The sequence below is a fragment of the Pseudoalteromonas sp. R86517 genome (assembly GCF_042466295.1).
Lineage (GTDB): Bacteria > Pseudomonadota > Gammaproteobacteria > Enterobacterales > Alteromonadaceae > Pseudoalteromonas > Pseudoalteromonas atlantica.
In genome coordinates this window covers 156,898-182,395 of the sequence record NZ_JAXHCB010000003.1, presented here as the reverse complement: position 1 = coordinate 182,395, position 25,498 = coordinate 156,898, and the positions used below count along the sequence as shown (strand labels likewise).

At 40.3% G+C, this 25,498-nt stretch carries 18 protein-coding genes, 1 pseudogene and 1 other annotated feature; of the genes and pseudogenes, 11 read left to right on the top strand and 8 right to left on the bottom strand.

The annotated features are described in order from the left end of the window. Positions 1–89: 89 nt before the first annotated feature. A complete protein-coding gene (locus SJY38_RS17545; RefSeq protein WP_138609499.1) occupies positions 90–758 on the top strand; it encodes a GntR family transcriptional regulator in 669 nt (222 codons plus the stop codon). 384 nt (positions 759–1,142) lie between these two features. On the opposite strand, the gene SJY38_RS17540 is transcribed toward SJY38_RS17545, so the two are convergent. Beyond that, complete coding sequence (locus tag SJY38_RS17540) at positions 1,143–2,111, bottom strand: dihydrodipicolinate synthase family protein (RefSeq protein ID WP_377110423.1); 969 nt, start codon at positions 2,109–2,111, stop codon at positions 1,143–1,145. 660 nt (positions 2,112–2,771) lie between these two features. Between SJY38_RS17540 and SJY38_RS17535 the strand changes: the two genes are divergently transcribed. After that, positions 2,772–3,239: a carboxypeptidase-like regulatory domain-containing protein gene (locus tag SJY38_RS17535; RefSeq protein WP_377110422.1), complete on the top strand. Its 468-nt coding sequence runs from the start codon at positions 2,772–2,774 to the stop codon at positions 3,237–3,239. Between the two features lie 329 nt (positions 3,240–3,568). Continuing rightward, positions 3,569–3,973: a hypothetical protein gene (locus tag SJY38_RS17530; protein WP_377110420.1), complete on the top strand. Its 405-nt coding sequence runs from the start codon at positions 3,569–3,571 to the stop codon at positions 3,971–3,973. 34 nt (positions 3,974–4,007) lie between these two features. Here SJY38_RS17530 and SJY38_RS17525 read toward each other — a convergent pair whose 3' ends face one another. Next, positions 4,008–4,901, bottom strand: coding sequence for a helix-turn-helix domain-containing protein (locus SJY38_RS17525; RefSeq protein WP_377110418.1), 894 nt, complete (start codon positions 4,899–4,901; stop codon positions 4,008–4,010). A gap of 163 nt (positions 4,902–5,064) precedes the next feature. On the opposite strand from SJY38_RS17525, the gene SJY38_RS17520 reads away from it, so the two are divergent. After that, a complete protein-coding gene (locus tag SJY38_RS17520) occupies positions 5,065–6,585 on the top strand; it encodes an aldehyde dehydrogenase family protein (RefSeq protein WP_055011494.1) in 1,521 nt (506 codons plus the stop codon). Positions 6,586–7,175: 590 nt separating this feature from the next. On the opposite strand, the gene SJY38_RS17515 is transcribed toward SJY38_RS17520, so the two are convergent. Beyond that, the gene (locus SJY38_RS17515; protein ID WP_377110417.1) at positions 7,176–7,604 is read right to left on the bottom strand and encodes a DDE-type integrase/transposase/recombinase; all 429 of its coding nucleotides are present in this window, start codon (positions 7,602–7,604) and stop codon (positions 7,176–7,178) included. A 112-nt stretch (positions 7,605–7,716) separates the two neighbouring features. After that, positions 7,717–7,833 (bottom strand) — a sequence feature (AL1L pseudoknot). A 420-nt stretch (positions 7,834–8,253) separates the two neighbouring features. Here SJY38_RS17515 and SJY38_RS17510 point away from each other — a divergent pair. The 7 genes and pseudogenes from SJY38_RS17510 (at position 8,254) to SJY38_RS17480 (ending at position 17,085) form a co-directional block, all read left to right on the top strand. Continuing rightward, entirely contained in the window at positions 8,254–11,082 is a 2,829-nt protein-coding gene (locus SJY38_RS17510) for a TonB-dependent receptor plug domain-containing protein (protein WP_377110416.1), read from the top strand. 142 nt (positions 11,083–11,224) lie between these two features. Next, on the top strand, positions 11,225–13,477 hold the full coding sequence (locus SJY38_RS17505; protein WP_377110415.1) for a DPP IV N-terminal domain-containing protein: 2,253 nt from the start codon (positions 11,225–11,227) through the stop codon (positions 13,475–13,477). 336 nt (positions 13,478–13,813) lie between these two features. Beyond that, positions 13,814–14,196 (top strand): annotated as a pseudogene (locus SJY38_RS17500) (DUF998 domain-containing protein); the annotation flags it as partial. Positions 14,197–14,310: 114 nt separating this feature from the next. Further along, positions 14,311–14,520: a hypothetical protein gene (locus tag SJY38_RS17495; RefSeq protein ID WP_377110414.1), complete on the top strand. Its 210-nt coding sequence runs from the start codon at positions 14,311–14,313 to the stop codon at positions 14,518–14,520. Between the two features lie 69 nt (positions 14,521–14,589). Beyond that, positions 14,590–15,114, top strand: coding sequence for a GNAT family N-acetyltransferase (locus SJY38_RS17490; protein ID WP_377110413.1), 525 nt, complete (start codon positions 14,590–14,592; stop codon positions 15,112–15,114). Between the two features lie 66 nt (positions 15,115–15,180). Continuing rightward, a complete protein-coding gene (locus SJY38_RS17485) occupies positions 15,181–15,438 on the top strand; it encodes a hypothetical protein (RefSeq protein WP_377110412.1) in 258 nt (85 codons plus the stop codon). A 174-nt stretch (positions 15,439–15,612) separates the two neighbouring features. Beyond that, entirely contained in the window at positions 15,613–17,085 is a 1,473-nt protein-coding gene (locus SJY38_RS17480) for a S41 family peptidase (protein ID WP_377110411.1), read from the top strand. 52 nt (positions 17,086–17,137) lie between these two features. Here the strand turns inward: SJY38_RS17480 and SJY38_RS17475 are convergent, their stop codons facing one another. The 5 genes from SJY38_RS17475 to SJY38_RS17455 all read right to left on the bottom strand — a co-directional run bounded on the left by SJY38_RS17475 (position 17,138) and on the right by SJY38_RS17455 (position 25,490). Beyond that, positions 17,138–20,071 (bottom strand): TonB-dependent receptor, encoded by a 2,934-nt coding sequence (locus SJY38_RS17475; RefSeq protein ID WP_377110410.1) that lies wholly within the window; start codon positions 20,069–20,071, stop codon positions 17,138–17,140. A gap of 66 nt (positions 20,072–20,137) precedes the next feature. Then, positions 20,138–22,798, bottom strand: coding sequence for a family 16 glycosylhydrolase (locus SJY38_RS17470; protein WP_377110409.1), 2,661 nt, complete (start codon positions 22,796–22,798; stop codon positions 20,138–20,140). Positions 22,799–23,395: 597 nt separating this feature from the next. Beyond that, entirely contained in the window at positions 23,396–24,187 is a 792-nt protein-coding gene (locus SJY38_RS17465) for a sterol desaturase family protein (RefSeq protein WP_286744301.1), read from the bottom strand. Beyond that, positions 24,180–24,824, bottom strand: coding sequence for a CDP-alcohol phosphatidyltransferase family protein (locus tag SJY38_RS17460; protein WP_286744302.1), 645 nt, complete (start codon positions 24,822–24,824; stop codon positions 24,180–24,182). Before SJY38_RS17460 ends, SJY38_RS17465 begins: the two co-directional genes overlap by 8 nt. 27 nt (positions 24,825–24,851) lie before the next feature. After that, entirely contained in the window at positions 24,852–25,490 is a 639-nt protein-coding gene (locus SJY38_RS17455) for an ATP-binding cassette domain-containing protein (protein ID WP_286744304.1), read from the bottom strand. Between the last annotated feature and the right edge of the window lie 8 nt (positions 25,491–25,498).

Genomic DNA, 25,498 nt, shown 5'->3' with positions numbered 1-25,498 from the left:
TTATAAACGCTAACTGAGGACGGAATCTAACTTGGCATCTCATGTTACTTGAGTATAATGTATGCTAAATGCAATACTTAAGGATCACTATGGCTATCGAACACAAAACACGCACCCAATTAGTAGCAGAAGCAATTCGTGAAAAAATATTAACCGGTGAAATCAAAGCTGGTGATCCACTGCGTCAAGCTGCACTCGCTGCTGAGCTTAATGTAAGCCGAATACCTGTTCGTGAAGCACTGCTTCAGCTAGAAGCTGAAGGGCTTGTAAATTTTGAAGCGCATAAAGGAGCCACGGCAACAGAGCTTTCAGCATCACAAATTGATGAAATCTTTGATTTAAGGGCATTACTAGAGGCTGAGCTGCTAAGTCACTCAATAGAAGGTTTAACAGATCAAGATTTAATTGATGCTGAGCTTATCTTAACTGAGCTAGAAAGCGCCATGGATGCAGGTGATACCCACCTAGCAACGGGCGATTTAAACAGCCGTTTTCATGGTAAGTTGTATTCACGCGCGCAACGCCCACAAACTCGTGAACTAGTTGATATGTATAGTAAAAATTCAGAGCGTTATGTGCGCATGCATATTTTACTAGCAGGTGGTTTAACCACTGCACCAGAAGAGCACCGTACATTGCTAAATCACTGTCGTGCAAAGGACACTAAAAAAGCGTGTGACTTTTTGAAAAAGCATATCTTAGGCGCCAAAAACGACATTAAAAAGCTATTACTTAAAATAGAAGACGAAAAAAGGTAGTTTTAAATAAGCCCCCTTATTAGCACATATTTTATAATGTGCTCAGCTTGCTGCCGTAGGCTAATAAGAATGCTATATTTATGTTGTTTTTAACTTACCTCGATTAGTTTGTTTAGTGCGATGTTAGATAACTGAACAAGATCTCACCAACTTATCTTTATTATTAAGTGGATATGTAAAAATAATTTAGGTAGATAGGGTAAAAAACTCAGAAGTGTCAAGCTTAGCCTTACGCTATATTTGAATAAACGATACATCTGATTTTCTTTTATGCTCAAGTATGATTATTTAATAGGGTCAGTGCAATCACCGCAAGAGCAGCTTATCTATAGCTACAAAAACGCTCCGTAAAAACGGAGCTTTTGTTTGCCAATTTTTGAAAATTTAGTCTATTAAATCCAGACCCTCGAGTCGTTCTTTTGCTAAGGCATACCTTGTGTGTACATCATCAATTTGCTGTTGATTTAACTTTTTACCAAAAGTACGAAGCCCGCCAGTTACATCATTATGATGAATGCCAAATGCAAATTTAAGGTATTCTAAAAGTAACGGTTGTGCATCAAGGTAAGATATAGAATTCATAGCTTGAGAAATTTTGTTTGCCTCGGCCCACTCACCTTTATTCACGTATTCCTGCATAGTGACACTCGCTTTTGGAAATATACAGCCAACGCCTGTAATCCCACCGCATGCGCCAGCGAGTCCTGCATGTATAGTTACCGTATCTACACCTGCGAGTACTTTTATGTCCTTATTTTCTAGCACCATCGTTTCAATAACAGATACATCTATGGTGGATATTTTAAGCGCCGTAACTTCAGGTAAAGCGGCAAGCTTTGTTAGAAGGTCAGTTGAAAGTGGATGATAGCCAGCGGCGTCCGGGTTGTTATAAGGCATTATTGTAATACCGGCCTCTTTTGCAGCTGTGGCAGAAAGGGCATAATACGCATACATTTCCTCATCAGAAGGCGTGTATTTGGTTTTTGGTGGCATCACCATTACGGTGTCTACGCCAACAGTTGCTAGCTCTGTAACAATTTTGGCCAGTTCTTCTTTGGTTTCTGCGGCTGCGCCACTAATCAATGGGACATTGTATTCTTTAGCAACACTTGAGAGAGCTTTTAGTAAAGAAAGACGCTGTTCGGAACTTAGGTAGCTGTTCTCACCAAGAGTACCAGAGCCAACAAGGCCTCCCATACGAGTTCCACCTTTGCCTTGCACCTTTAAAATATCTGCAGCGTATTTTTTCGTTGCATCAAGGTCAATTGCAACGGTTCCAGACTCTGTTTCTTTGAGCCATGTAAATACGGCTGGCATAACTGTGTATCGCCAATCTTTACAGTTTGTTTCCATTATATTTCCTCTAATAAGTAATATTGTATACATTATACATTTCGATTGTATCAGTAAAATTAACTTCGGCAAGTCTAAGAACTAAATTAAAAGGGTATCGTATATGTAAATTATACAGGGGCATGCAAAGGCGAGTAACGTTAACTATATAAAGTGGGGTTAATCATTTAACTATCTATAGTTTGCTTCTTAATAACCTGTACTCTGGATTATAAACCTACCCCAAGTAGCTATTCTTAGCGTTAACTGAGTTTAATCTACTTGCAATAGGCTAGCTATCACAAGTAATTTCGCCTAGTACCCACTGAAAATCTCTTAACCAGAGTTCAGGTTAAATACTTCAGCTCATGTATTAAATTACGATACTTAATAAAGCTTCTTTTAATTACAAACTTGCAGAGCAATTGACTTAGTTTAATTTGTATTTAAATTTTAACTAAAAATTACCACGTATTACATATTGTATGCAATATGTAATTTATGTATATTTTACGTCGAGGTAGTCTCACAATAAAAATCTACAGGACCAAGGAATTCTTACATGATTACAAATAATAAAAAACAAACTCAGGCGTAGGTGCTAAAACCCTGCTGGTAACTGCGGTAACAGCAGCATTATTAATTGCGCCAGCGGCACACGCTGTTGATGGCTATAGTATTGTGAAAGGTCATATTGTTGCGCAATCGGGGAATGATTTAACCGGCGCAACTATTACACTTAAGCACAAAAGCAAAGGGTTGGTTTACACCATTACCAGTAACGCCGAGGGTGATTACTTATTAAGAAACGTACCTGTAGGTAAATACGATGTAACTATTGTAAAAGACGGCTATCAAGCAATGACTGAAGAAAATGTTGCGGTAACTATTGGCCAATCAATAATACTTGATGTACAACTTTATAAAGCTGGTACTGATATAGAGCGTATCGCGGTAACAGGTTCGGCAATTCGTCGTGTAGATATGGCATCTTCCACCTCTGGCTTAACGTTTAGTGATGCTGAACTTAAAGCAATGCCGGTAAATACTGGTTTTGAGAGTATTGCGTTACTAGCGCCAGGTACTGCAGCTCCTGGTGGTTCTAATTTCAAAGGAGCCTCTAGTTTTGATGGCTCATGGCTATGGTAATTTACTAAATGACCACTGCCACGCTATTAAGTTTAGTGGCGCGAACTACATCAGGTCGTCCAAAAAGGTACTTCCACAATTACTCGTAGCAGTCTATTTATAGGTAGTAATTAATATATCAAATGAAACTGGTAAGTTATTGTTACCAATGCAAGAAGGTATATTTACTGAGCTTACCGTGTGTTGAGCTGGCTTATTTAGCCAAACAAAATATACCTGTTCGAAAAAGTAGACAAAAAATAACAGTATTTAAATCAGTAGGTAGAACGTTGAGTGATTTATTTACTCATTTTGTTTACCAAAAAATTAATTAAAATGAAGGTGAATGTATGGTACTGCTAGGGTTAGGGGTTTTATTTATACTAATAGGCTTGTTGCCACTTGTTCGTTGGTTAAAATGTAAAGTTAATAAACGCCATTGGCGAGTGTGTCATATAGAACAAATAACGGCAGCGACAAATAATCAAATAACAGCGCCAGAGCTTTTACATCAGCCAACGATGCTAGTGAGTTTTCGTTTTGATGATCAAGTGTGCAGTATATTAATTGATTATAACGAAAATATGATGTGGCGTTTTAAGCAGGGTAAGCAATGCACGCTATTGGTGGATAAGCACAATCCTCATCAAGTCTACTATAACGCTTTCTTATGGCATAACTACGGCATAGTGTGGTTACTGGCAGGTGTAAGTTTATGTATTGTAAGCTATTATAGTATTGTTATTAAAATATGACTGCGCTTTTAACCACTTAGTAAAGTATTAGCTATCAATGCCCACACTGTTTAGGTGCAATCCCGAAGGTTTGTTTAAACAAGCGGCTAAAGTGGCTGGCGCTATTAAAACCAAGGTCGTAGCACACTTTACTTATAGCTTGGCCTTCTAATAAAAGCGTGCGGGCTTTTTTAAGCCTAAGCTGTTGCTGCCAAAGCGCAGGGCTGGTGCCAAAAGCGAGTTTAAATTGCTGGTAAAACTTACTACGACTCATACAAGTTATTTTGCATAAGGTGTCTATGTCGAGTGTGTCGCTTAAATGATCTTCAATGTATTGCAGTGCATCACTCACGTTACTTTTTAGACGCAGTTTATCGCAGTTTGCCATTAATAAATCGCGGCTTTGTTGTTGTAATAAACGGGTGATCAATTCGTTTAACGATAAATCAATTAAGTAGTGCCGCTCGGCGCCTTGCTCACTAAATAAATGCACCATGCGCTCTAATAACTGCTGAGTTTGCGCATTATGTTGGGTATGAACCAAATTAGGGCTGTATTCAAATAAGCCGTCATTAGCAAAGTTTTGCTGCATATTAAGTGCATTAGCCACATTGGTTATTTTATCGGTGCTGATCTCAATCGCTAAACAGGTGGTTGGTGAATTAATAGTTGCCTGTGGAAAATCAATCAGCACCCCTTGCTCGGGCGCTAACACAAACGATTCGTGCGGTAAAAACGCTTTATGATACTGACTGCTCTCAACATGCATAATTTTCTTGCCGCTGAGCATGGCACAAAACAGTAATTCGTTTGAATGCAGCGCCACTTTTTGCGCACTTTTATAAGTATCATAAATACTCAGCTCGGAGTTATCGGCAGCAAAGCTCACTTTGTTTTCAATAAGTACATCAAGTTGTTGGCGTTTTTTGTTTAACTGAGGTGTGTGCATATCAATCCTTTAGTTTTTTATTAGTGTGGACTCACAGACAACTTTTGTGGACAGCTAATCAAGTTTTTAGGTTCTCGTTAGGCTAATGTCAAACTAAATATAAAGCATTTTGTTTTATATAAATGTTCGACCTTTAGCTAACAACAATAAAGAGAGCACACATATGATATACGCAAATCCAGGCACAGCAGACGCACTCATCACATTTAAACAGCAGTATGGTAACTATATTGGCGGCGAGTGGGTTGAACCCGTTAATGGCCAATACTTTGAGAATATTAGCCCTGTAAATGGCAAAGTATTTTGTAAAATCCCTCGCTCTGATAAAGACGATATTAATTTGGCACTTGATAAAGCGCATGCCGTAAAAACGCAGTGGGGCACCACCTCAGTTACCGAGCGCAGTAATATTTTATTAAAAATTGCCGATCGCATTGAACAAAATCTAGAGCTACTTGCAGTGGCCGAAACATGGGATAACGGTAAAGCCATTCGCGAAACCCTCGCCGCTGATATTCCACTTGCTGCGGACCACTTTCGTTACTTTGCCGGTTGCTTGCGTGCTCAAGATGGCAGTATTGGTGAAATAGACGAAACCACGGTGGCGTATCATTTTCATGAACCATTAGGTGTTGTAGGGCAAATCATTCCATGGAACTTTCCGATTTTAATGGCTGCATGGAAGCTAGCGCCTGCACTTGCAGCTGGTAACTGTGTGGTACTTAAACCTGCAGAGCAAACACCCGCATCAATATTAGTGTTAATGGAAATTATTGGTGATTTACTGCCCGGCGGCGTGTTAAACGTAGTAAATGGCTTTGGTAAAGAAGCTGGTGAAGCACTGGCAACCAATACGCGTATAGCTAAAATTGCCTTTACAGGCTCAACCCCTGTGGGGTCACATATTTTAAAATGTGCAGCTGAAAATATTATTCCTTCCACAGTAGAGCTTGGGGGGAAATCACCTAATATCTTCTTTAGCGATGTTATGGAAAAAGACGACTCATACCTAGATAAAGCAATTGAGGGCGCTATTCTTGCCTACTTTAACCAAGGTGAAGTATGTACTTGTCCATCTCGCTTGTTCATTCAAGAAGATATTTATGAGCAATTTATAGAGCGCATTTTAAAACGTACCAAGCAAATTAAACGTGGTAACCCGCTAGACAGCGAAACCATGGTAGGCGCGCAAGCTTCTAAAGCACAGTTTGATAAAATTTTAAGTTACATAGATATTGGCAAACAAGAAGGTGCTGAAGTACTCAGTGGCGGTCATGTTGAGCAACTTAGCGATGAGCTAAATGGTGGCTATTACATTCAACCTACTTTATTAAAAGGCACTAACGATATGCGCGTGTTCCAAGAAGAAATTTTTGGCCCCGTTATTTCTATGTCGACCTTTAAAGACGAAGCCGAAGCGCTCGAATTGGCTAACAGCTCAGAATTTGGTTTAGGCGCAGGGGTATGGAGCCGTAATATGAACCGCGCTTATCACTTTGGTCGCAAAATAGAAGCCGGTCGCGTATGGACCAACTGTTACCATATGTACCCAGCACATGCTGCGTTTGGCGGTTATAAAAAGTCTGGTATAGGCCGCGAAACGCACAAACTTGCGCTCGATCATTATCAACAAACTAAAAACTTATTAGTAAGCTACAGCGAAGATCCGCTTGGCTTCTTTTAATAACGCGTTTTAGTTTAAACAAACAACCTATAAGTAATGAAAGCGCTGCATTGTTGTAGCGCTTTTTTTAACCTTAATACCTATAGTATTAAATTTGTAGTTAATTATCCTATATCGAGGGATCATTTTTCTTTAGGGTTAATTTAACAGCGGCATGTTAGGTCTTGAGTTAATACTATAGTATTCAGTTTATTTTCATATTAGATGATGGCGAAGAAGAAACGCTATACATGTGACGTTGTGTGACCTTCTTAGATAGCTCTCTTATAATTCGCCCCGAGTTCATCGCAGACCAGTTTGTTTAAGTCAGGCCACTTTACCTGACTCGTTTAAATTGTCATAGTAATTTACTTCATATTGAGCTGGTGAAATATACCCAATTGAAGGGTATCACCGTTGATTGTTAAACCAACTGACCCATTCTAAAGTTGCTTATTCAACGGCATCAGCATTTTTCCACGGGCCATTCCTGCGAATAATTTCTTTTTTAAATAAACCATTTATCGTTTCAGCCATTGCATTATCGTAAGAATCACCGACACTGTCTACAGATACTTGAATCCCTGCTTCAGCAAGTCGTTCAGTGTATCTTATGGGTAAATATTGACTCCCTCTATCGCTAGGTGAAACAGTCCTTTTGGATCACCACGATGCCAAATGGCTTGCTCTAACGCATCAAGAATCAAGTCTGTATACATCGTCTTTGGTACACGCCAGCCTACGATGTACCGTGAGAATACATCTATCACTAAGGCCACGAAAAAAAATCCGCTCCACGTAGCAACATAGGTGATATCAGCGACCCAAAGTTGATTTGGCTGCTCTGCCGTAAATTGACGATTAACCAAATCCTTTGGCTTATCTTGTTGCTCATCTGGTATCGTTGTTTTACATGCTTTTTCGCGGCGAGCACCTTGGATACCCGTATTTCTCATTAGTCGCTCAACAGTACAACGGGCTACTTGATTGCCGTCAAGTTGCAGTTGTTTCCATATTTTCCTTGCTCCATAAACAGACATGTTATCTTCCCACTCATTGGAGAATGAGTATGATCAACTCAACATCACGCTTTTTGCGGTTAGATAGTCGTTTTGGCTGCCTCTGTCGCTGTTTGTGGGCGTAATACGTTGAAGGTGCAATGGGCAATTCTTTGCAAATTGACTCGACACTGAAATGCTCACGATAAGTATCTATAAAAACCACGCTTATTTGTGTTTGCGGTCGAGCTTTGCTTGGGCGAAAAAAGCGGCAGCTTGCCTCAAAATATCATTCGTTCGCTTTAGTTCTTTATTCTCACGCTCTAAAGTAGCCAGTCAGCTCTTCAGCTGATTGAGTGTAAGAAGAGAGTTTAGACGGTTGAGCTTGAGACTTCTTAACCCATGCTCTAAGTGTTTCTGGTGTACACCCCAGTTTCTCAAGTTATTGAGTCTCAGGCAAACACGGGGCGATTCAATAGCCGAACCACAACAGCTGGCCACTTAATCTAAAAAGTCGCACTTAATATTCGAACCTAAGACTGATCATTAATTGATTTAAATTATCCAAAGAGTTGAATATATTGTATACAATATATTAAATGTAATGTATGTTAATAGGAGTTGTTTTTAAGGTTAAAAAAATATTCAACTAATAAGAAATAAAATTAATAAGATATAAAGAGGGATAGAAATGGAAAATGAAGTACATAATAGAATCGAACCACGTAAAAAAATACTGGCATTAGCTATTGGCATGGTTTTAAGTACAGTTAGTTCCGGAGCTCTGGCTGCAGAGGCTGAATCTGAAGACACTGCAGAAAATGACGTTGAAGTCATAGAAGTTACAGGGTCTCGGATTAAGAGAACTGATTTTGAAGGGGCATCGCCAATTGTTACTATTTCAGCTGCCGATATTGCATTACAAGGCCATGCGAATGTTTTTGATGCACTCGACGCACTAGCACAAAATACGGGGATATTTGTAGGTGAAGAAAGCAGCAATAATTTTAATGCTAATGCTCAAGCGATAAACTTACGAGGCTTTGGAGCTGGCTATACATTAACCTTAGTTAATGGACGGCGGATCCCGATATTACCTAAGCCTTCTGGAGGTGTGGGTGGCAATATAGTAAATCTTGCTATGATTCCTACCGAGGCTGTGCAGCGTATTGAAATACTAAGTGGTGGAGCTTCAGCTATTTATGGTTCTGATGCCGTTGCAGGGGTCGTTAACGTTATTTTAAAAGATAACCTTGATTATAACAAAGTTACAATGCGTTATGGCGATACGAAAGATGGTGGAGGTAAAAGTAAGAAGTTGACGCTAAGTACTGGCGGTAAATTGGATAAATTGAGCTACACGGCTGTATTTGAACTTGACCAACGAGACCCCATTTATGGTGATGATAGAGATTGGTTTGATGAACCTACTGATGGGCCAAATGTAGACCGTCATGGCACCTCTCAAGTTATGAGTTACTGGGCTAGGTGGCAGCCAGATTCATTTATGATGATGGACTTATCAGGCCGATGTGAGCCGCTAGGTTATGAAGACGTTCAGCCTCCTGGGCGCTCTCATTTTGACCCAGATCCATATTACTGTGGTGATAATACTTATGGTACCAATACTATTCGTAACGAGCGTGATAAAAAGTCTGCATTTGTAAATCTTGAATATGAGACTGAGGATGGCCGATTATTTGCAACTTTACTTGGCACACAGTCAGAAGGTGATGCAGGCATTTATCGTTATAGTTTTGCTACTGATTACGATGTTCGTACCGATATAAATGACGGCAGTACTTGGCAAGGCAGTCGGCATGCTTGGCGTGCCTTCAGAAATTTTGAAGTACCCACGTCCAACCAGTCGTTTGAGGAACTTTCTTTAGTGGGTATTTTTGGTATTGAGGGAGTGATTGCCAACGACCTTGATTACTCTCTTACCTTGACTGCCAGCCAATATAATTATGAAGATTCTGTTATTCGTTTTAATGATCAAAAAATGCTCAGCCTACTTTTTGGTGAAAAAGGTGTTGATTGGGATCAACCGTGGGAAGGATCTCGATGGGCTGTCGTTAATGCTTCTCAACTCAATGATAATTTTGAACCCGCTGGTATTGATTTTTTTGGTGCGTTAACTCCCGATATGTTTAACGATGTGACACATAAATCTGTTGGTGACGGCGATTCCTATTTATATAGTTTAGCGTTTGATCTTACCGGTAGTGTAATGCAACTACCTGCCGGAGATTTACAATTTGCATTTGTTTCAGAATATATGAAAGAAGGCTATGAATTTGATACCGATCAAAAAACGGTGCAAGGCGATATATGGGGTTGGAGTGGTATTACAGGTGAAGGAGACCGTGACCATTATGCCCTAGGTTTAGAGTTATCTATTCCGCTAGCTAGTAAAGACAGTAGCATAGGTGCGCTAGAAGGTATTCTTGCTGGTCGTTATGATTATTATGATGATGAGTCAGATGTCGGTGGTGCATTTACTTATCAAGTCGGTTTTACATGGAAACCGATCGAAGATTTAATGATCCGAAGCTCTTATTCAACATCATTTAGAGCACCTGATATGCATTATATGTATGCGGGGGAAAGTTCTTCATTTGCTAGCCCTACTGACTACCTGAAATGCGTGCAAAGTGAGGAACTCACTTCAGGACAAACTTGGTCAGGCTGTAGTGACAACTATGGTACATCAGGCGTTCGCCAAAACTCCCAAGGAGACTTGTCGCTTGAAGAAGAAACCGGAGATAGTTTGAACGTTGGTTTTGTGGCTAATATCACTGATAATTGGTCGATTACCGCAGATTACTATGAAATTAGTTTGGAGAAAAAAATAGGGAATTTAGGTGCTAGTACTGTATTGCGATATGAAGCTGAGTGTATTGTTGGCTTTAATGAGTCAGGACAAGCGGTTGATAAAGATTCACCCCGATGTCAAGAAATGCTCAGTCGCGTATCTAGAGGCGGACCGCAGGGAGATACCATACTCTCAACGATCACTAGTCCGTTCAATACTGGTGAGCGCGAACAAAAAGGCATGGATATCTCATCTAAATTTAATTATGGCTTAGGTGATTTTGGTGCGATTTTCTTTAACATTGATTACACCCATATATTTGAAACGAATGAAAGGTTTTTACCTGAAGATGAGATAGAAGATATTAGGGATCTACAATGGAATAGAGAGTTTCGTACGCATACTACGGCCACATTAGGTTGGTATAATGATGATATTTCATTAACACTTTTTGCAAACCGTTTAGGTACATCTCCAGTAAGATGGTCTGATGACGAGAACGAACGCTACAGCGCTTGGACACGATACAATTTTAATATGAATTATCATGTTAATGATGACTTAGATATTAGTATGTCAATTGTTAATTTATTCGATAAAAAGCCGCATCAACATGAATCAGAAGAGTGGTGGCCTTTTGCTGATATTTCTAAGTATAACGCGGTTGGCTTGGAGTACTTTGTTACAGCAAGTTATCGTTTTTAACGAGTTATAGATTGATATCATTGTATATTTTTAATATTAAGCCAACACGTTAATTGTTGGCTTAATATTATTAATTTGTCGAATAAAATAAATTTAATTTGAAACAACCTATGCTTATAACTTGATAGGTTTTGGAAAAATAATGAAAAAACTTCTCCTTGTTTTATCTACATTACTACTAATAAGTTGCCAAAATACGCCTTCGTTTTCGAAGAAAAGCAATACGCATATAGCTCAAGCGCGACAATATAGCGCTGAGAGCTTACGTAAAAAAGTACATAATCTACAGTTAACGCCTAATTGGCTTCAGGATAATGACAAACACTTTTGGTTTGAACGTTATTCTCTAGCACATGGACAGGAATTCGTTTTAGTATCAACAACCAATTTTCAAAAAAAAGCCTTGTTCAACAAGGCGAAGCTAGAACAAGCATTAGACACTGCAGAAGCTGTTATTTGGCATGATTCACCAATGGAGCGTGTTAGTTTGTCAAATGGTAAACTAAAATTTGACTTCAAAGGTGAAGAATTTTTATGTGATATTACGATTGCAGAATATGCATGCGAGTTGAATAAGCTTAAAACTTCTAGTCAAAAAGTACATATTGATTACTTGTCACCAGATGAGCAATATTATGCAAAAGTAGAAAACTATAATTTGTTTTTATGCGAAACTCTAACTCACTTTTGCAAACAGCTTACAACTGATGGTAGTGAAGCGACACCTTATGCTGTTGCCAACCCTTATCCTGAAGAAAAGTTATCAAATGAAGCTTTTGATGAGCAAAAGCGATTAGGTATTTACTGGTCAAAAGACAGTAAATACTTTATTAGTTATAAGCTTTTTAGACAAGGTGTTAACCAGTTAACATTAACGGATAGTGTTGCAGATAAAGATTTTAACGTTAATGCAGTTCGCTATTACTATCCTCAGGCTGGTGATGTTAAGTTACCAATGGGTCAGCTAGTTTTAGTTGATGTTGCTAGGCACAAAGCAAGCTTAATGACAGCACCTAAAATAATGCAGACATATTATGGAACGGCAGTTTGGGGCCAATGGCATCATGGTGACTTTTACTATCAAGATCGTCGCCGTGGTAACCAGGAGCTATATTTACGTAAAGTTGTTGCTAAAGAGAACAAAGTCGTTTCAGTCATTAAAGAAATAGATGAAGAATTCATCGATCCTTGGGTACAAACCGCATACTACCTTGATAATTCAGAGCGGGTTATTTGGAGCTCACAACGCACAGGATATCAACACTTATATCTTTATGACTTAGCCACAGGCAAGTTAATAAACCCAATTACTAAAGGTGATTTCACAGTTAGGGCTATTCGCGCAGTCGATGAAGAAAATGGTGTGCTGTATTTTGAAGCGTCAGGTCGAGAGAGCAATAGAGATCCTTATTTAAGGCATCTCTACCGTGTAAATCTTGATGGTTCAAATCTCAAATTATTGACACCGGAGCCATTTGAGCATGATACGCGATTATCGCCGGATTTAAATTATATTATTGATAACTACTCTGATGCTAAGACCCCAACACAGTCTTGGTTAAGAGATGCGAATACAGGAGAGAAACTTGTTAAGCTTGATGAAGCACAAGTAAGTGAGTTGTTCCAGATTGGCTGGCAACCACCGGAGCCCTTTAAGGTGATAGCTGAAGATGGTGTTACTCCCTTATATGGATTAATGTATAAACCGAGCGATTTCGATGAAAATCAAAAATACCCGATAATTGATGATACCTATACTGGGCCGCATAATTTTTTTACCCCCAAGTCGTTTGCTACTTTTATGAACCTGCGACCTGCGTTAGCGGAGTTAGGTGCTATTGTCATTAAAATGGATGGCCGAGGCACCAGCAAACGTGGTCGGGCTTTTCATCGGTTTAGTTATAAAAACTTAGCAGGTGGCACCGATGATCATGTTTGGGCAATTAAGCAACTGGCTAAAAGGCATCGCTTCATTGATATTGATCGAGTTGGTATTTTTGGTTTTAGTGCTGGAGGATATGATACGGTGCAAGCAATGCTTCGCCATGATGGTTTTTTTAAGGCAGGAGTAAGCGCTTCTGGAAATCATGATTTTAGAGTTGATAAAGCGGGTTGGAATGAGCTTTGGATGGGCTGGCCAATGACCGAACATTGGGAGCAGCAATCTAACTATACTAACGTTGAACGCCTCAAAGGTAAGTTGCTACTTGCACATGGAGAGCTAGATAGCAATGTTCACCCATCGGCAACGTTACGGTTAGTTGATAAGCTTATTAAGGCAAAGAAAGATTTTGATTTGTTAATTATACCTAAGATGGGACATGTATTGGACGCCAATCCATATTTTGTTGAAAAACGCTGGCAATTTTTTATAGAGCATTTGCAACTACAATAAAATTAGAAGCAAGTGGTAGTCCAACTGAAAAACTGTTGCCCTTAATTAATAATTACAGGGCAAAATCGTACTTTTACGATAATTTGATTAAAGTGAGCAGAATTAATCGTTAAAACTCATTGTGTATAGTGTCATTAACGTGCTGAAGTGAGGTTTTCATCTTATTTGGTTTCATTATAAAGAGGATGACTGTCGAATAAGAAAAGATGATGAAGCTGAAAATTCATTTATTATCATATGGTTATGTTTTAATGTGGCGAAGTTACACCCCAAGAAAGCCTGCATAAGAGGAAAGCACAGAATGTGCTGAGTGGGGTGATGAATTTAAGGCGGAGCTGGTATTTGGCGCAATTGGTTAATATTGCTGGTTGGTTAGTTATAGTGCATGGTATTAGTACCTGGGTTGCGGGTTATTTTCCTATGGATGCTGATCCATTTACTAAACATCCAACTTTTAGCTGCAAGGTACATTCTTGGGCTGGTTTTATTATGTTACTTTCGCTGGTTGTAGACCAATATTAATAGCTATTAGTCCAACCACAGAAGTTATCTCTCTATACTTTCGTGCTTTTTCAATTGTTTCTGTTATCGCTACAGTTTATTATTTGTTTGCTATGGCTAAAGCAATAAAACTACAAAGTAAACCTGGTACCTATCAACGTATCTCTTATGGTATTCAATTAAGTTGGTTAAGTGTTTTTTCAATAACGTTAATTTAAAACAATCACTAGTGCCTATCATTTGTTTAAACGTTAGGCTTGTCAATCTAAGAAATACATCAGCATTGTGTTGATTTTAGCTCATTATTTGGGCTTATAAATAAAGGAAGACTCATGAATATAAACGATACTAAATTCCGTTTTATTTTACTAAGAGGCCCTTTAGGCTGGGGAATTCCTACAGCTATTTTATTTCAATTAATCATGCACCTTACAGGTGAGCAAGATTTTTTTGATGGAATCATTTCATCTTTAATAATATTTCCTTTAATAGGCATATTATTTGGATACTTTATGTGGCATTCGAAACATAAAAAGAACTAAATAACTGAGAGACCTATCTTAATTACTTGGTTTTTGAAAGTTTTTAGCTGTAATTACAAGGAGGTTTGAGTGAAAATTTGTGAAACCCAAAGGTTGCTTATTCGGCAGTTTTCAATTGATGATGTGCCGGCATTAAGTAAAATTCTTAGTGACGATGAAGTAATGAAATACTCAATTCGTGGTGTGTGCGATGAAGCCGCAACTGGTGAATTTATAAAGTGGTGTTTACAATGCTACGATTCATATGATTTGGGCCCATGGGCACTAATAGATAAAAACAGCGATTTATTGATTGGATTTTGTGGTATTTCCCCACAAAGTGTTGCGGGTAACGAAGAGCCTAATTTAGGGTATCGATTAGCGGTCGATTTTTGGAATAAAGGCTTAGCCTGCGAAGCGACTAAAAGTGTTTTAAAGTATGTGTTTACTCAAACTACTCATCAATCGGTCGTTGTTATTATTGAACCTGAGCATATTGCGTCATTGAGAGTAGCAAAGAAAATTGGCTTTACAGATTATAGCAATCATAAATTTCATGGTCGTGCCGTACAGTTATATCGATTAACAAAGGCGCAGTGGAATGGACTTCTTTAGATGCTGCTTATGTAGCTACCTAAAGCTCAAGATAGTTAACGTTGGTTTGTTAAAAGGAAATTTTTAATGGATATAGATTCTCACATAGTTCAGCTTAAAAAAAATAACCGAAAGTTATTTAGTGCATCTCATTATTTGGGACTTACGATAGCGATGGCTGTTATTGTTTTGTTGTTAATGTTTTATTTCAGCCCATTGATAGGGCTTGCTTGTTCAGGTTTTGCTGCTTTCTTTTTAAACTTTTTCTATTCACAGTATAGCTTTAGAAAACTCAACGCCCGCATAACACTATTACAAACCAAAATTGAACAAACCGCTAAGTAAGCTGTTGCCCTAAATTTAAAGCCAGTTCATTTTAAATGTTACTTATTACTAGCTGCTTTCAATGTTGCTAAGTTATTGCTGTAAAAATTGCTTAAACTTATTGGATTTAAGGTATTTTTAGTTCTACCAAATGAGTTTACAGTAATTATATAACTTAATTTAAAATGGATTTTCATGAACATAAAAACAAAAATAGTTAGCCGTACTTTATTGAGCGCTTTATTAATTACGCCTACCTTGAGCATGGCCGAATTATCGCTTACTCCTAAAACTCCAGAGCAATGGCGCAGTGTTACTGAGCGTGATATTGAAGCTGCTTACAGCATATCGGCAAAAAATCACCCAGGCATGTTTGATGTTAACAACCCAGCCTTTCCTGAGTTATTAAAGCAAGCAAAAGCAGAAGCACTTACATTGTCGGCTCAAGCGAGTGGGCCGCAGGTTCATGCAGCGGCAATTGCGCGCTTTAGCACTATTTTACAAGATGGCCACGCCGGTGCGTTTTCAAGCGTAGATAGACCCGCGCGCCGCTGGCCGGGCTTTAGAACTGTGTGGCGAGGTGATGCGCTAAAAGTGTATTACAGTGAAAACAAAAGTATTAGCAAAGGCGACGTTGTAAGCCAATGTGGTGGGCAAAGCACCGAGACCTTAATACGTGAGAGAGTGTTTAAGTTTCATGGGCAAGTTGCACAACCTGGCCATTGGTGGCAGCAAGGTTGGCGGTTACTCATTGACGAGGGCAATCCATTTTTAACTCCTTTAAAAGAATGCGAATTTGTTAAAGCCAATGGCGATACCTATACACACGTATTAAATTGGTCTGTAAGGCCTAAGTCAGTCAGTAAGCATTTAGAAAATGCCCACAACGGTGATGAACTCCCCATTGATTTAACCTGGCCTGAAAAAAATATTGCGTGGATTGCTATGCCTAGCTTTTCATCAACCGAAAAGCAAACTGCTGCCTACAATAAAGTGTTTGAAAAAATACAACAGCAGCGTAGCAAGTTACTTACTGCAAAAGCCGTGGTGTTAGATTTGCGCCATAACCAAGGTGGCTCATCTTATTGGAGCTCACAAATAGCCAAAGAACTATGGGGCAAAAAAATAGTAGAACAAAAAGTAAATAATACTTCTCAAAACACGCAAGTGTGGTGGAGAGCATCAAAGGATAATACCGACCATGTAGTGTCTTTATTAGAGGTTGTAAAAAATCAGCCTGAATTATTGAAAATATTTAAAATCACAGCTGCGGGTATGGCTTTATCACTTAAAAGTGGTGAGCCATTTTATGTAGAGCAAGAAACTAATACGCCAAATAACATACCACAAAAGCCTTTAACTAGTGACTTTAAAACCAAGGTGTTTGTTATTGTTCCGCCGCAGTGCGCCAGTGCTTGTTTAGATGCGCTTGATAAGTTTAAGCTTTTTGAAAATACAACGTTATTCGGTGCGCCAAGTAGTGCTGATTCTATGTATATGGAAGTACGCTTAGCTGATTTACCTTCAGGGTTGGGGAAAGTGATTGTACCTAACAAAGTATACGTAAACAGAGCGCGAGGAGCAGGGGCTTACTACAAGCCAGATATTGCGTATAACGGCATTGATTGGACAACTAATGTATTGCTTGAGCAAATAAAAACGTTATAAAAAAAGCCGCTTGTTGAAACAAGCGGCTTAACTATTCTAACTAGGGAATAGTTTAAAACGTGTAACGGGCACCAATTGAGTAGCGTGGGCCGTACTGATTAGCAAATAAAAACTGCTCTTCGTAACGGCCGTAGCCTTCTTCGGTGGCATTATTTAAGTTTATGCCATCAAAAAATACGGTTACGTTTTCATTTACATCGTAGTTAACGCTCATATCCCATTGGCCGTAGGCTTTAGCATATTGCGGTGGCGCATCGGCTGAGCCTTGTGCTTGGCCTACACCAATTAAGTACGAGTCGCGCCATGCGTAAGTAATTTTGATTGATAGGCCGTCTTTTTCGTAAAAGCCTTGAAAGTTAGCAGAGTCACTTAAACCTGTAAGCGGCGCTTGTTGGTCTAGGCTTTCGCTATCAAATTCTACATCGCCATCTACAAACGTGGCGTTAACACCTACACCAAAACCAGTTTCGCCAATTAAGTGCTGAACAGCCACTTCAAACCCATCTACCGATTTGCTGTCGGTGTTTTGTGGTTGGCTTATGTTCCATACCATAAGTGGGTCATCGCTATTTGGCTCAATGACGCCATTCGCATTGCCATAACCATTGCTAATCATTTGCGCAAAAATAGCATCTGTGGTTGCTTGCTCGCCGCGCGATTCAATATCGCTAACTGCTTGTAAGTAACGCGGGCCGTTTAAAATGTCGTATAGGCCTTCAATCGTGGTTTGCGTAATGGTGGTTTGAATAAAGTTATCTACGTCTTTTTTAAAGTAACCAACAGAGGCATAGCTGCCTTCTGCGTAGTAATACTCTAATGATAAGTCGAGATTGGTTGATTCAAACGGCAATAAATTTGTATTACCTTGGCTACCCGTGCGCGAGCCAGGTTTTGGGCTGCCTGTTAAGCTACGGCCACCGGCTAAATCACCCAGTGGTGCACGCGACATAGTTTTACCCCATGATACGCGGGCTACAACGTCTTCGGTTAAATCAACACTTACATCGATTGACGGTAATAATATGTCGTAATCGCCTTGCTGCTCTAAGAAGTTATCATCGCCGCCGGCTGCATATTGCATTATCCACTCTGAGGCGCTGATCCAGTTTACTTGTTCTTCAACACGTTGGCGTACTGTGCTGGTTACATCTGTTTGCTCGTAGCGCAGGCCAGCGTTTACTTTTACGTAGTAATCGCTTACATCAAACTCCCAGCTTGATTGAATATAAAAGCTGTTTGTAATTTCTTCTACGTAGCTTTCGCTATCAATACCATCCATGTAAGCATTGGCTGCGTATGCATCGCCACCGGTTACATCAGAGGTTAAGTATGCCATTTGGCGAGCCACTGCTTCGTCAAAATCGTAGGTGTAGTAGTAACCTGGTTGTAAGTTGCTGCCGCCACCATCAAATTGATCTAAAAGGCCCGACGTATCGTGGCGAGTAAACATGCTATCTGGGAATATTTCTGTGTACGATGGGTTAAAACCAGGGCCACCTACTAAACCACTCCATGCAGTGTAGCCACCGGTGTTTTGCTCAGTGCGTGATGCGCCAAATTTTACTTTAACTAGGCCAATATCAAAGTTTTCATTGTACCAAGTGGTATGTAATTGTAATTGCTCAATGTTTGATTCACCCGGCGAGTGCGTAAATTGGCTAAAGTTAGAGTCAATTTCGCCTGGCGTTAATTCGCTTGTGCCGTTTAACCAGTTAACTTGAGCACTAGGGATTTCGCCTGTGCGGTAATCGTAAATTTTATTTGCTAGCTGATCAGAGCCTAAAATAACTTGGCCGGTACTGCCTAGCCCGTCATCGGCGCCGTTATCGGTTTCATTTTTAGAGTCATGGTAATCAAGCTCAACGTGCCACGTGTCGTTAATTTCCCACTCTAGGTTTAAACCAATAGAGCGTGCTTTTACTTCTGTGGTGCCTTTATTGGCTGTAAACGAGGCATCGTTACCGCTAATATCGGCATAAACAGCGGTGCCGTTTTCATCAAGCTCGTAGCCATTAATATTGCTACCAAAGTCGTTCCAAATACCCCAACCAATACTTTCAGAGCCCGTAACCGCTTTACTTGCTGTGTAATCTAAGGTGGCTACAAAGCCATCAACCGGTTCAAATTGAAAAGTAACTTGGCCGTTAGTACGTTCACGCTCTACATCTTCAATAGAGTAGTTCATGTCTTTAGGGAAGTAGTAGTTACCTGATGGGTCAGTACGGTTATCAACAACGTTACTGCTATCTAATTCAGGTAAATCAACATTGGCTTGCCAACCTTGAATATTGGCGCGTTGTTTTTGAAAGTCGCGTTCTTGATGCGAAAACGAAAAACCAAAACCAAATCTGTCATCTGCAAATGTGTTGCTATAAACAGCCGAAAGCTCCGGGGTTACATCATCACCGACTTCGTTTGATGAGTCGTGATTTGCTTTAACCGTGGCTGAAAAATTTTGACCTGGCTTTTGAAAAGGGCGCGCAGTAGAAATGTTTACCGTAGCACCTAAACCACCGCTTGGTACATCGGCGCGCGCTGTTTTAAATACTTCTAGCGCACTTACGCCCTCTGAGGCAATGTTTTCAAGGTTGTACGAACGCGTATAACCTGTGCCTGGCATTTGGCGGCCGTTTAGCGTAATTAAGTTAAACTCTGGGCCAAAACCACGTACGGTAATTTGGCTACCTTCACCGTTTGCACGGCTCACCGATACACCGGTAATGCGTTGTAATGACTCTGCTAAATTGGTATCTGGAAATTTCCCCATTTCTTCTGCTGAAATGGCATCTACTACGCCCGATGAATCACGTTTCATATCCATAGAACGAATAAGTGAACCACGAATACCTTTTACTTCAATAACTTCTACATCAGGAGATGCTGCTGTGTCTGCCTCGGCAGCAATGGCCGTATTTAACGTGCTTGCAGCAATGATAAGAGACACAGAAGCCGCAAGTTGGCTCTTTTTAAAATTGAATGTGTTCATAATAGCTCTGCTTTATAAAATGTTGTTGTGTAGCAATAGGCGCCATGCGCCTATTGTAGTGTGTTTTTATGGATTCGCGATAATCACGTTATCTATGCGGTATAATGCGCCGTTGCCCATATCCCACGTAGGAAATACCATGAGCACGTTTATAGCGCTAATATCTAAGCCCGCATCAAATAGTTGCCCAATAGGGAAGGTGTATGTTTGCCACTCACCTGTAACAGGTGTTTGCCCTTCATTGCTTTGCGTTAATGCCAGCTCTACTGCGCTTGAAGCGCCAATTGATTCAATTTTAAATAACCATTGTGCATCCACGTTTGAAGGTGCTGTTATTACTTTTAAATCAAACTGTACAACGCCATTTTCTAACAGGGCTGATGCATCAAACGATACGTCTTCATCGGCTAAAAAGCCCATTACAGTAGGTGTTGCACCAATGCTAAACTGAGCCACTGCGCCGTGCTGATCATCGTCGGTTTCTGTTGTAGGTGTTGAACCACCACAGCAATCCCATATGCTCCACTGATCGGCGACTGTATCTGTAAATACGTTTAGCTCACCAGAGGCAACGGGCGCTGCATTAGGGTTGTAAATTTTAACATTATCTACACGGTAAACCGCGCCTTCACCTGCGCCCCATGCCGGAAAAATCATAAGTACATCAATTGCACTTACATCAAGGCCCGCACCAGCGAGATCTGATAACTTAAATGTATAAGTTTGCCACTCGCCAGTCACTGGCGCTACACCTTCAACACTTTGCGTTAGTTCAAGTTCTGCAAATGAAGTTGCACCATTTGCTTCTACTTTAAATAACCAAGCAGTTGACGGGTCGCTAGGAGTAGACGTTACTTTTAAGTCAAACTGTATAACGCCTTCATCTAAAATGCTGCTTGCATCAAATGACTCACCTGCACCACCTACTTCAGTACGGCTGTTAAAGCCCATTACTGTAGGCTCTGCACCAATACTAAATTCAGCGGTTACACCGTGCGCTTCATCATCTACCACTTCGATAGGCGTTGAGCCACCACAGCAATCCCACATTGGCCATGCTAGGTTTTGCTCATCTTCAAAAATAGTCAGCTCTGGTGATGCGCCTAGGTTATCTTGTGTAATTTCAACGTCGTCAATTAAAAAGGTTGCGCCTTCGCCCGTGCCCCACTCAGGAAATACCATAAGTACGTCAATTGCGCTGATATCTAAATCTAAGTCAGCAAGGTCAGAAAGTAAAAACGTATAGGTTTGCCACTGACCGACTACAGGTGCTTGGCCTTCAACGCTACTTGTAAGCGGCATATCAGCATCGGTTGAGGCTTCTGTGCTTTCAAGTTTTACAAACCAAGGTGTGTCTGGCACGCTTGGTGCGCTGGTTACTTTCATTTTAAAGCGTACGTAGCCTTCTTCTAGCATAGGTGATGCATCAAAAGGCGTGGCAGCACCGTTTTCGTCAGTAATAAACGCATCGCGGCTAATAAAACCAACCACTGTAGGCTCGCTGCCTATTGTAAATTCAACAACGTCGCCTTGCTCTTCATCACTTACGATTGCAGGTGTAGAGCCACCACAACAATCCCATGCTGGCCAGTTAGGGTTAAAGCTGTCGCCAAAAATAGTTAACGGTGTAGCAATACCTGTAGATGGCGGGCTAGGAATAGGCGCTTCGCCCTCTAGCAGGGCATCGTCTAGGCTATCGTAACCTGGGCGAATAGTTTCACACCCTTTGCCGGTATCTGGGTTTGATGCACATTGATAAACACGTACGTAGTCAATTGCAAACGTTTGGCCGTTTTCAAATGCGCTGGCATCTACGCCTAACTCATTTACGTTTTCAGGCCAGTCGCCGCCTACTGCTAAATTTAACAGTAAGTGAAAGTCCTTATCGTAAGGAGCGCTATCCCAATGAGTTTCTAGCTCGCCAGAACCTTGTTCAAAATACTCTGCAAACCAACCGCGATGTTTCAAACCTGCGGCTTCGCCTTTGGAATTATATAATACTTCTGATTGGCGCTGTGTGGCATATAGGTAGCCATCAACGTACCAGCGTATTTCACCTTCTTGCCACTCTACTGCGTAAGTATGAAAGTCATCTGCTGGGTTGCTATCTTCAGGAAATTTGTACTCTTGGCCTGTGTAGCTGTTATCTGGCCATGCACGGCCGTAATGCAATGTGCCATGAATGCTTGATTCAACACCGCCATCTTCGTCAGCGGTTTTTAGGTTTACTGATTCTAAAACATCAATTTCGCCTGAGCGTGGCCATGTACCGTATTCTTCATCGGTTGGTAGCATCCAAAACGCAGGCCAGCTGCCTTGCCCCGAAGGCAGCTTTGCACGTACTTCAAAGCGGCCATAAGTAAAATCAGCATTGTAACGGGTATTTAAACGCGCAGAAGTGTAGGGCTTTTTAGCGCCTTCTGTTGCGGGTAGGGCAACAATGTTTAACACACCGTCTTGTATAAAGGCGTTTTCTTCGTTATCGGTGTAACATTGTTTTTCGTTGTTACCACCGCCATCGCAGTTTAATTCAAAGTTCCACTTATTAGTATCAATGGCTGAGTCTTCAAACTCGTCGCTCCATACTAGTTGCCAATCTGAAACTGGCTCAGAAGCGTCGATATTTTCAAAATTAGATGTTGTGGCTGAGTCGCCACCACAGCCAGCTAAAGACGCTAACGAAATAGCAGCCAGTAAGCGAGCAATGTGTGTTTTTTCAATGTTCATAGCTGAACCCCGGTTTCACAGATTGTTGTCAGAATGTGTGTTTAAACTTATTAAAAAGAACCATATTTATTTTTGTAAGCGCTTACATTTATCATGTGTTTTTGTAAGCGCTTACAAATAATATTGCGCACTACGTAAATGGTCAACATATTTGTGTGTTTTATTTACATTTAGTTTACGGTAAGACCAGTTTATCAATTGGAGTTATTAACTAAATCGCTAATAAATTTAACAGCTTACATTATTTGTAATGTTGCATTTTTAATACATCTATTAATACTTTACTTAATTGGTAAATATTAAAGTGACCTGCAGCAATTACGTTTAGCGCTAATTGCGATGATTTACCCGTATTAGGCTAACTATATGGCGTGTAATTTTGCTTTTTTACAAAAAACGAAAGTTAAAAACAAAGTGAAAGTGGTATAGCATTCAATAGGTTAGTAAACCCTTTAAAGTGCTTAACTTGTTAAGGCTAAATTTTAGCGGGTAAGGCTTTGGCGGGGTTTAATAAGGTAAATGTGTAAATTTAAATACGCATTTACCCCTTAATTTATTGTTTATTTAAATAGTATTGTAGCCACTTGAAACGGCAGCTTATTTACGTTTAAACGGCATAATTAGCAAGCCCCACAGCGAGGCGTTTTGCTGCGGGTTAGGGTATTCTTTTAAGCCTATATCTATGTCGTTATCGGCTTTTTGCGCTTCATTTTTGTAGCTACCAAACAGTTTATCCCACCAAATAACGCTAAATCCATAGTTTGAATTGGTTTCGCTCACGCGTTGGCTATGGTGAATACGGTGCAGTATTTGGGTCATTAATATGAGCCGAAGTGGTTTTTCTATTGCATTGGGTAAACGTATATTGGCGTGGTTAAACAGCGCTAACCCATTAAGTGCTATTTCAAATATTAATACTGCAATAGCAGGTACACCCAAAGCGGTTACGGCAATCAATTTTATAACTATACTGAGCACAATTTCGATAGGGTGAAAACGCAAACCTGTGCTGGTATCTACATGGGCATCGGCGTGGTGAACACGGTGCAAGCGCCACAAAATAGGCACTTGATGAAAAAGCCGGTGCTGCCAATAAATAACTATATCTAGCAGTAATATGCTTAAAATAATAGCAACACTACTTGGTGTGGCTATTTGATTAAATAAACCAATGCCGTGCTCTTGGTTATAAAGCGCTACGGCAGTTAAGCCTATTGGCACACTTAAGCGAGCAATTAATGATGAAGCAAACACCAGTCCAAAATTGGCCAACCACCGGGTGGTACTTTTTATCGGCGATTTACGAGCAGGCATACGCAACTCTAGCAGCATCATAATAACCAAAATGCTAAAAAAGAACCCTAATCGCCACCAAATTTCATTACTCATTGTTTTGTTTAACCTCATCAGCTTCTTGGCGTTTAAGCGTGTTATACCCACCATGTATACGTGTAAAAATAGTAATAGCGCACGCAGTGGCAAAAATACTCGCCATTAGGGCAAAGTGCTGCGGCCAAATACAAAAGGCGATAAACAGCGCGATGGTTTCTGTGCCTTCGGTTAAACCATTTAAATAGTAAAAGCTTTTGTATTTAAACTGGGGTTTTTCGAGCTTAAATTTTTCGGCGGCTATGGCAAAGGCTAAAAAGCTTGAGCCAGTGCCTATAAAGGTGGCCAGTAATATGCTACCTGCAATGGCGTTTTGCTCGGGGTTTGCCAAAATAAAGCCAAGCGGAATTGCCGCATAAAATAAAAAGTCGAGGGTAATATCTAAAAAGCCGCCAGCACTTGAACTTAAATTTGCATGGCGTGCCAATGCGCCATCTAGCCCATCTAAAATACGATTTAAAGCAATAGCCGTTAACGCTGCGTACCACATTTCATACGCAATTAATGGCACAGCTAATAGGCCTATTAAAAAGCCTACCACAGTAAGTTGGTCGGGCGTTATGCCGCATTTGTGCATTAACGCCACAACAGGAGTTAACAGTGGCTTTATTACTGGGGTGATGTATTTGTCTAACATGCTTGGTGCCTTGTACTTTTTGTGCGTTTATTTGGCTAAATTTAAGGTGATCAGTTTGCCATTTGCGGCCTCTGCATCGCTATGATCGTGAGTTACCATAATAGCGGGCAATTTATGCTCGCGTATTTGGCTAAATACTAGCTCGCGCGTATCTAATCTTAATTGGGTATCGAGCTTGCTAAAGGGCTCATCAAGTAAAATGGCTTTTGGCTCGCTCAATAGCATACGCAATAAAGCAACGCGGGCTTGTTGCCCACCAGAGAGGTTGTCGGGGTGGCGATTAGCCATGCCTTTTAATCCAACTTGTTCAAGGGCGTGCTCTATTTTTTCAAGGCGCTGTTTTTTATTGCCTTTAGGCATAGCAAAGGCAATGTTACCGCTTACCGATAAATGCGAAAATAATAACGCATCTTGATAAAGCACGCCTATGTGGCGTAAATGTGCGGGTAAGTTATTAATATTTTCGCCGTTAAGCCACACTTCGCCATTTGCGCTAAAACCACTGGGTAATGTGCCGGTAAGCCAATTTAATAAACTTGATTTACCACTGCCTGATGGCCCCATAACAGTGAGTATTTCGCCGCCTTTTACCTGCTCGTTTAAGCTAAGTAATTGTTGGTTTTGACGATAAAGCTCACAATTTTTAATCTCTAAAGATGACTGCATTAAAAACC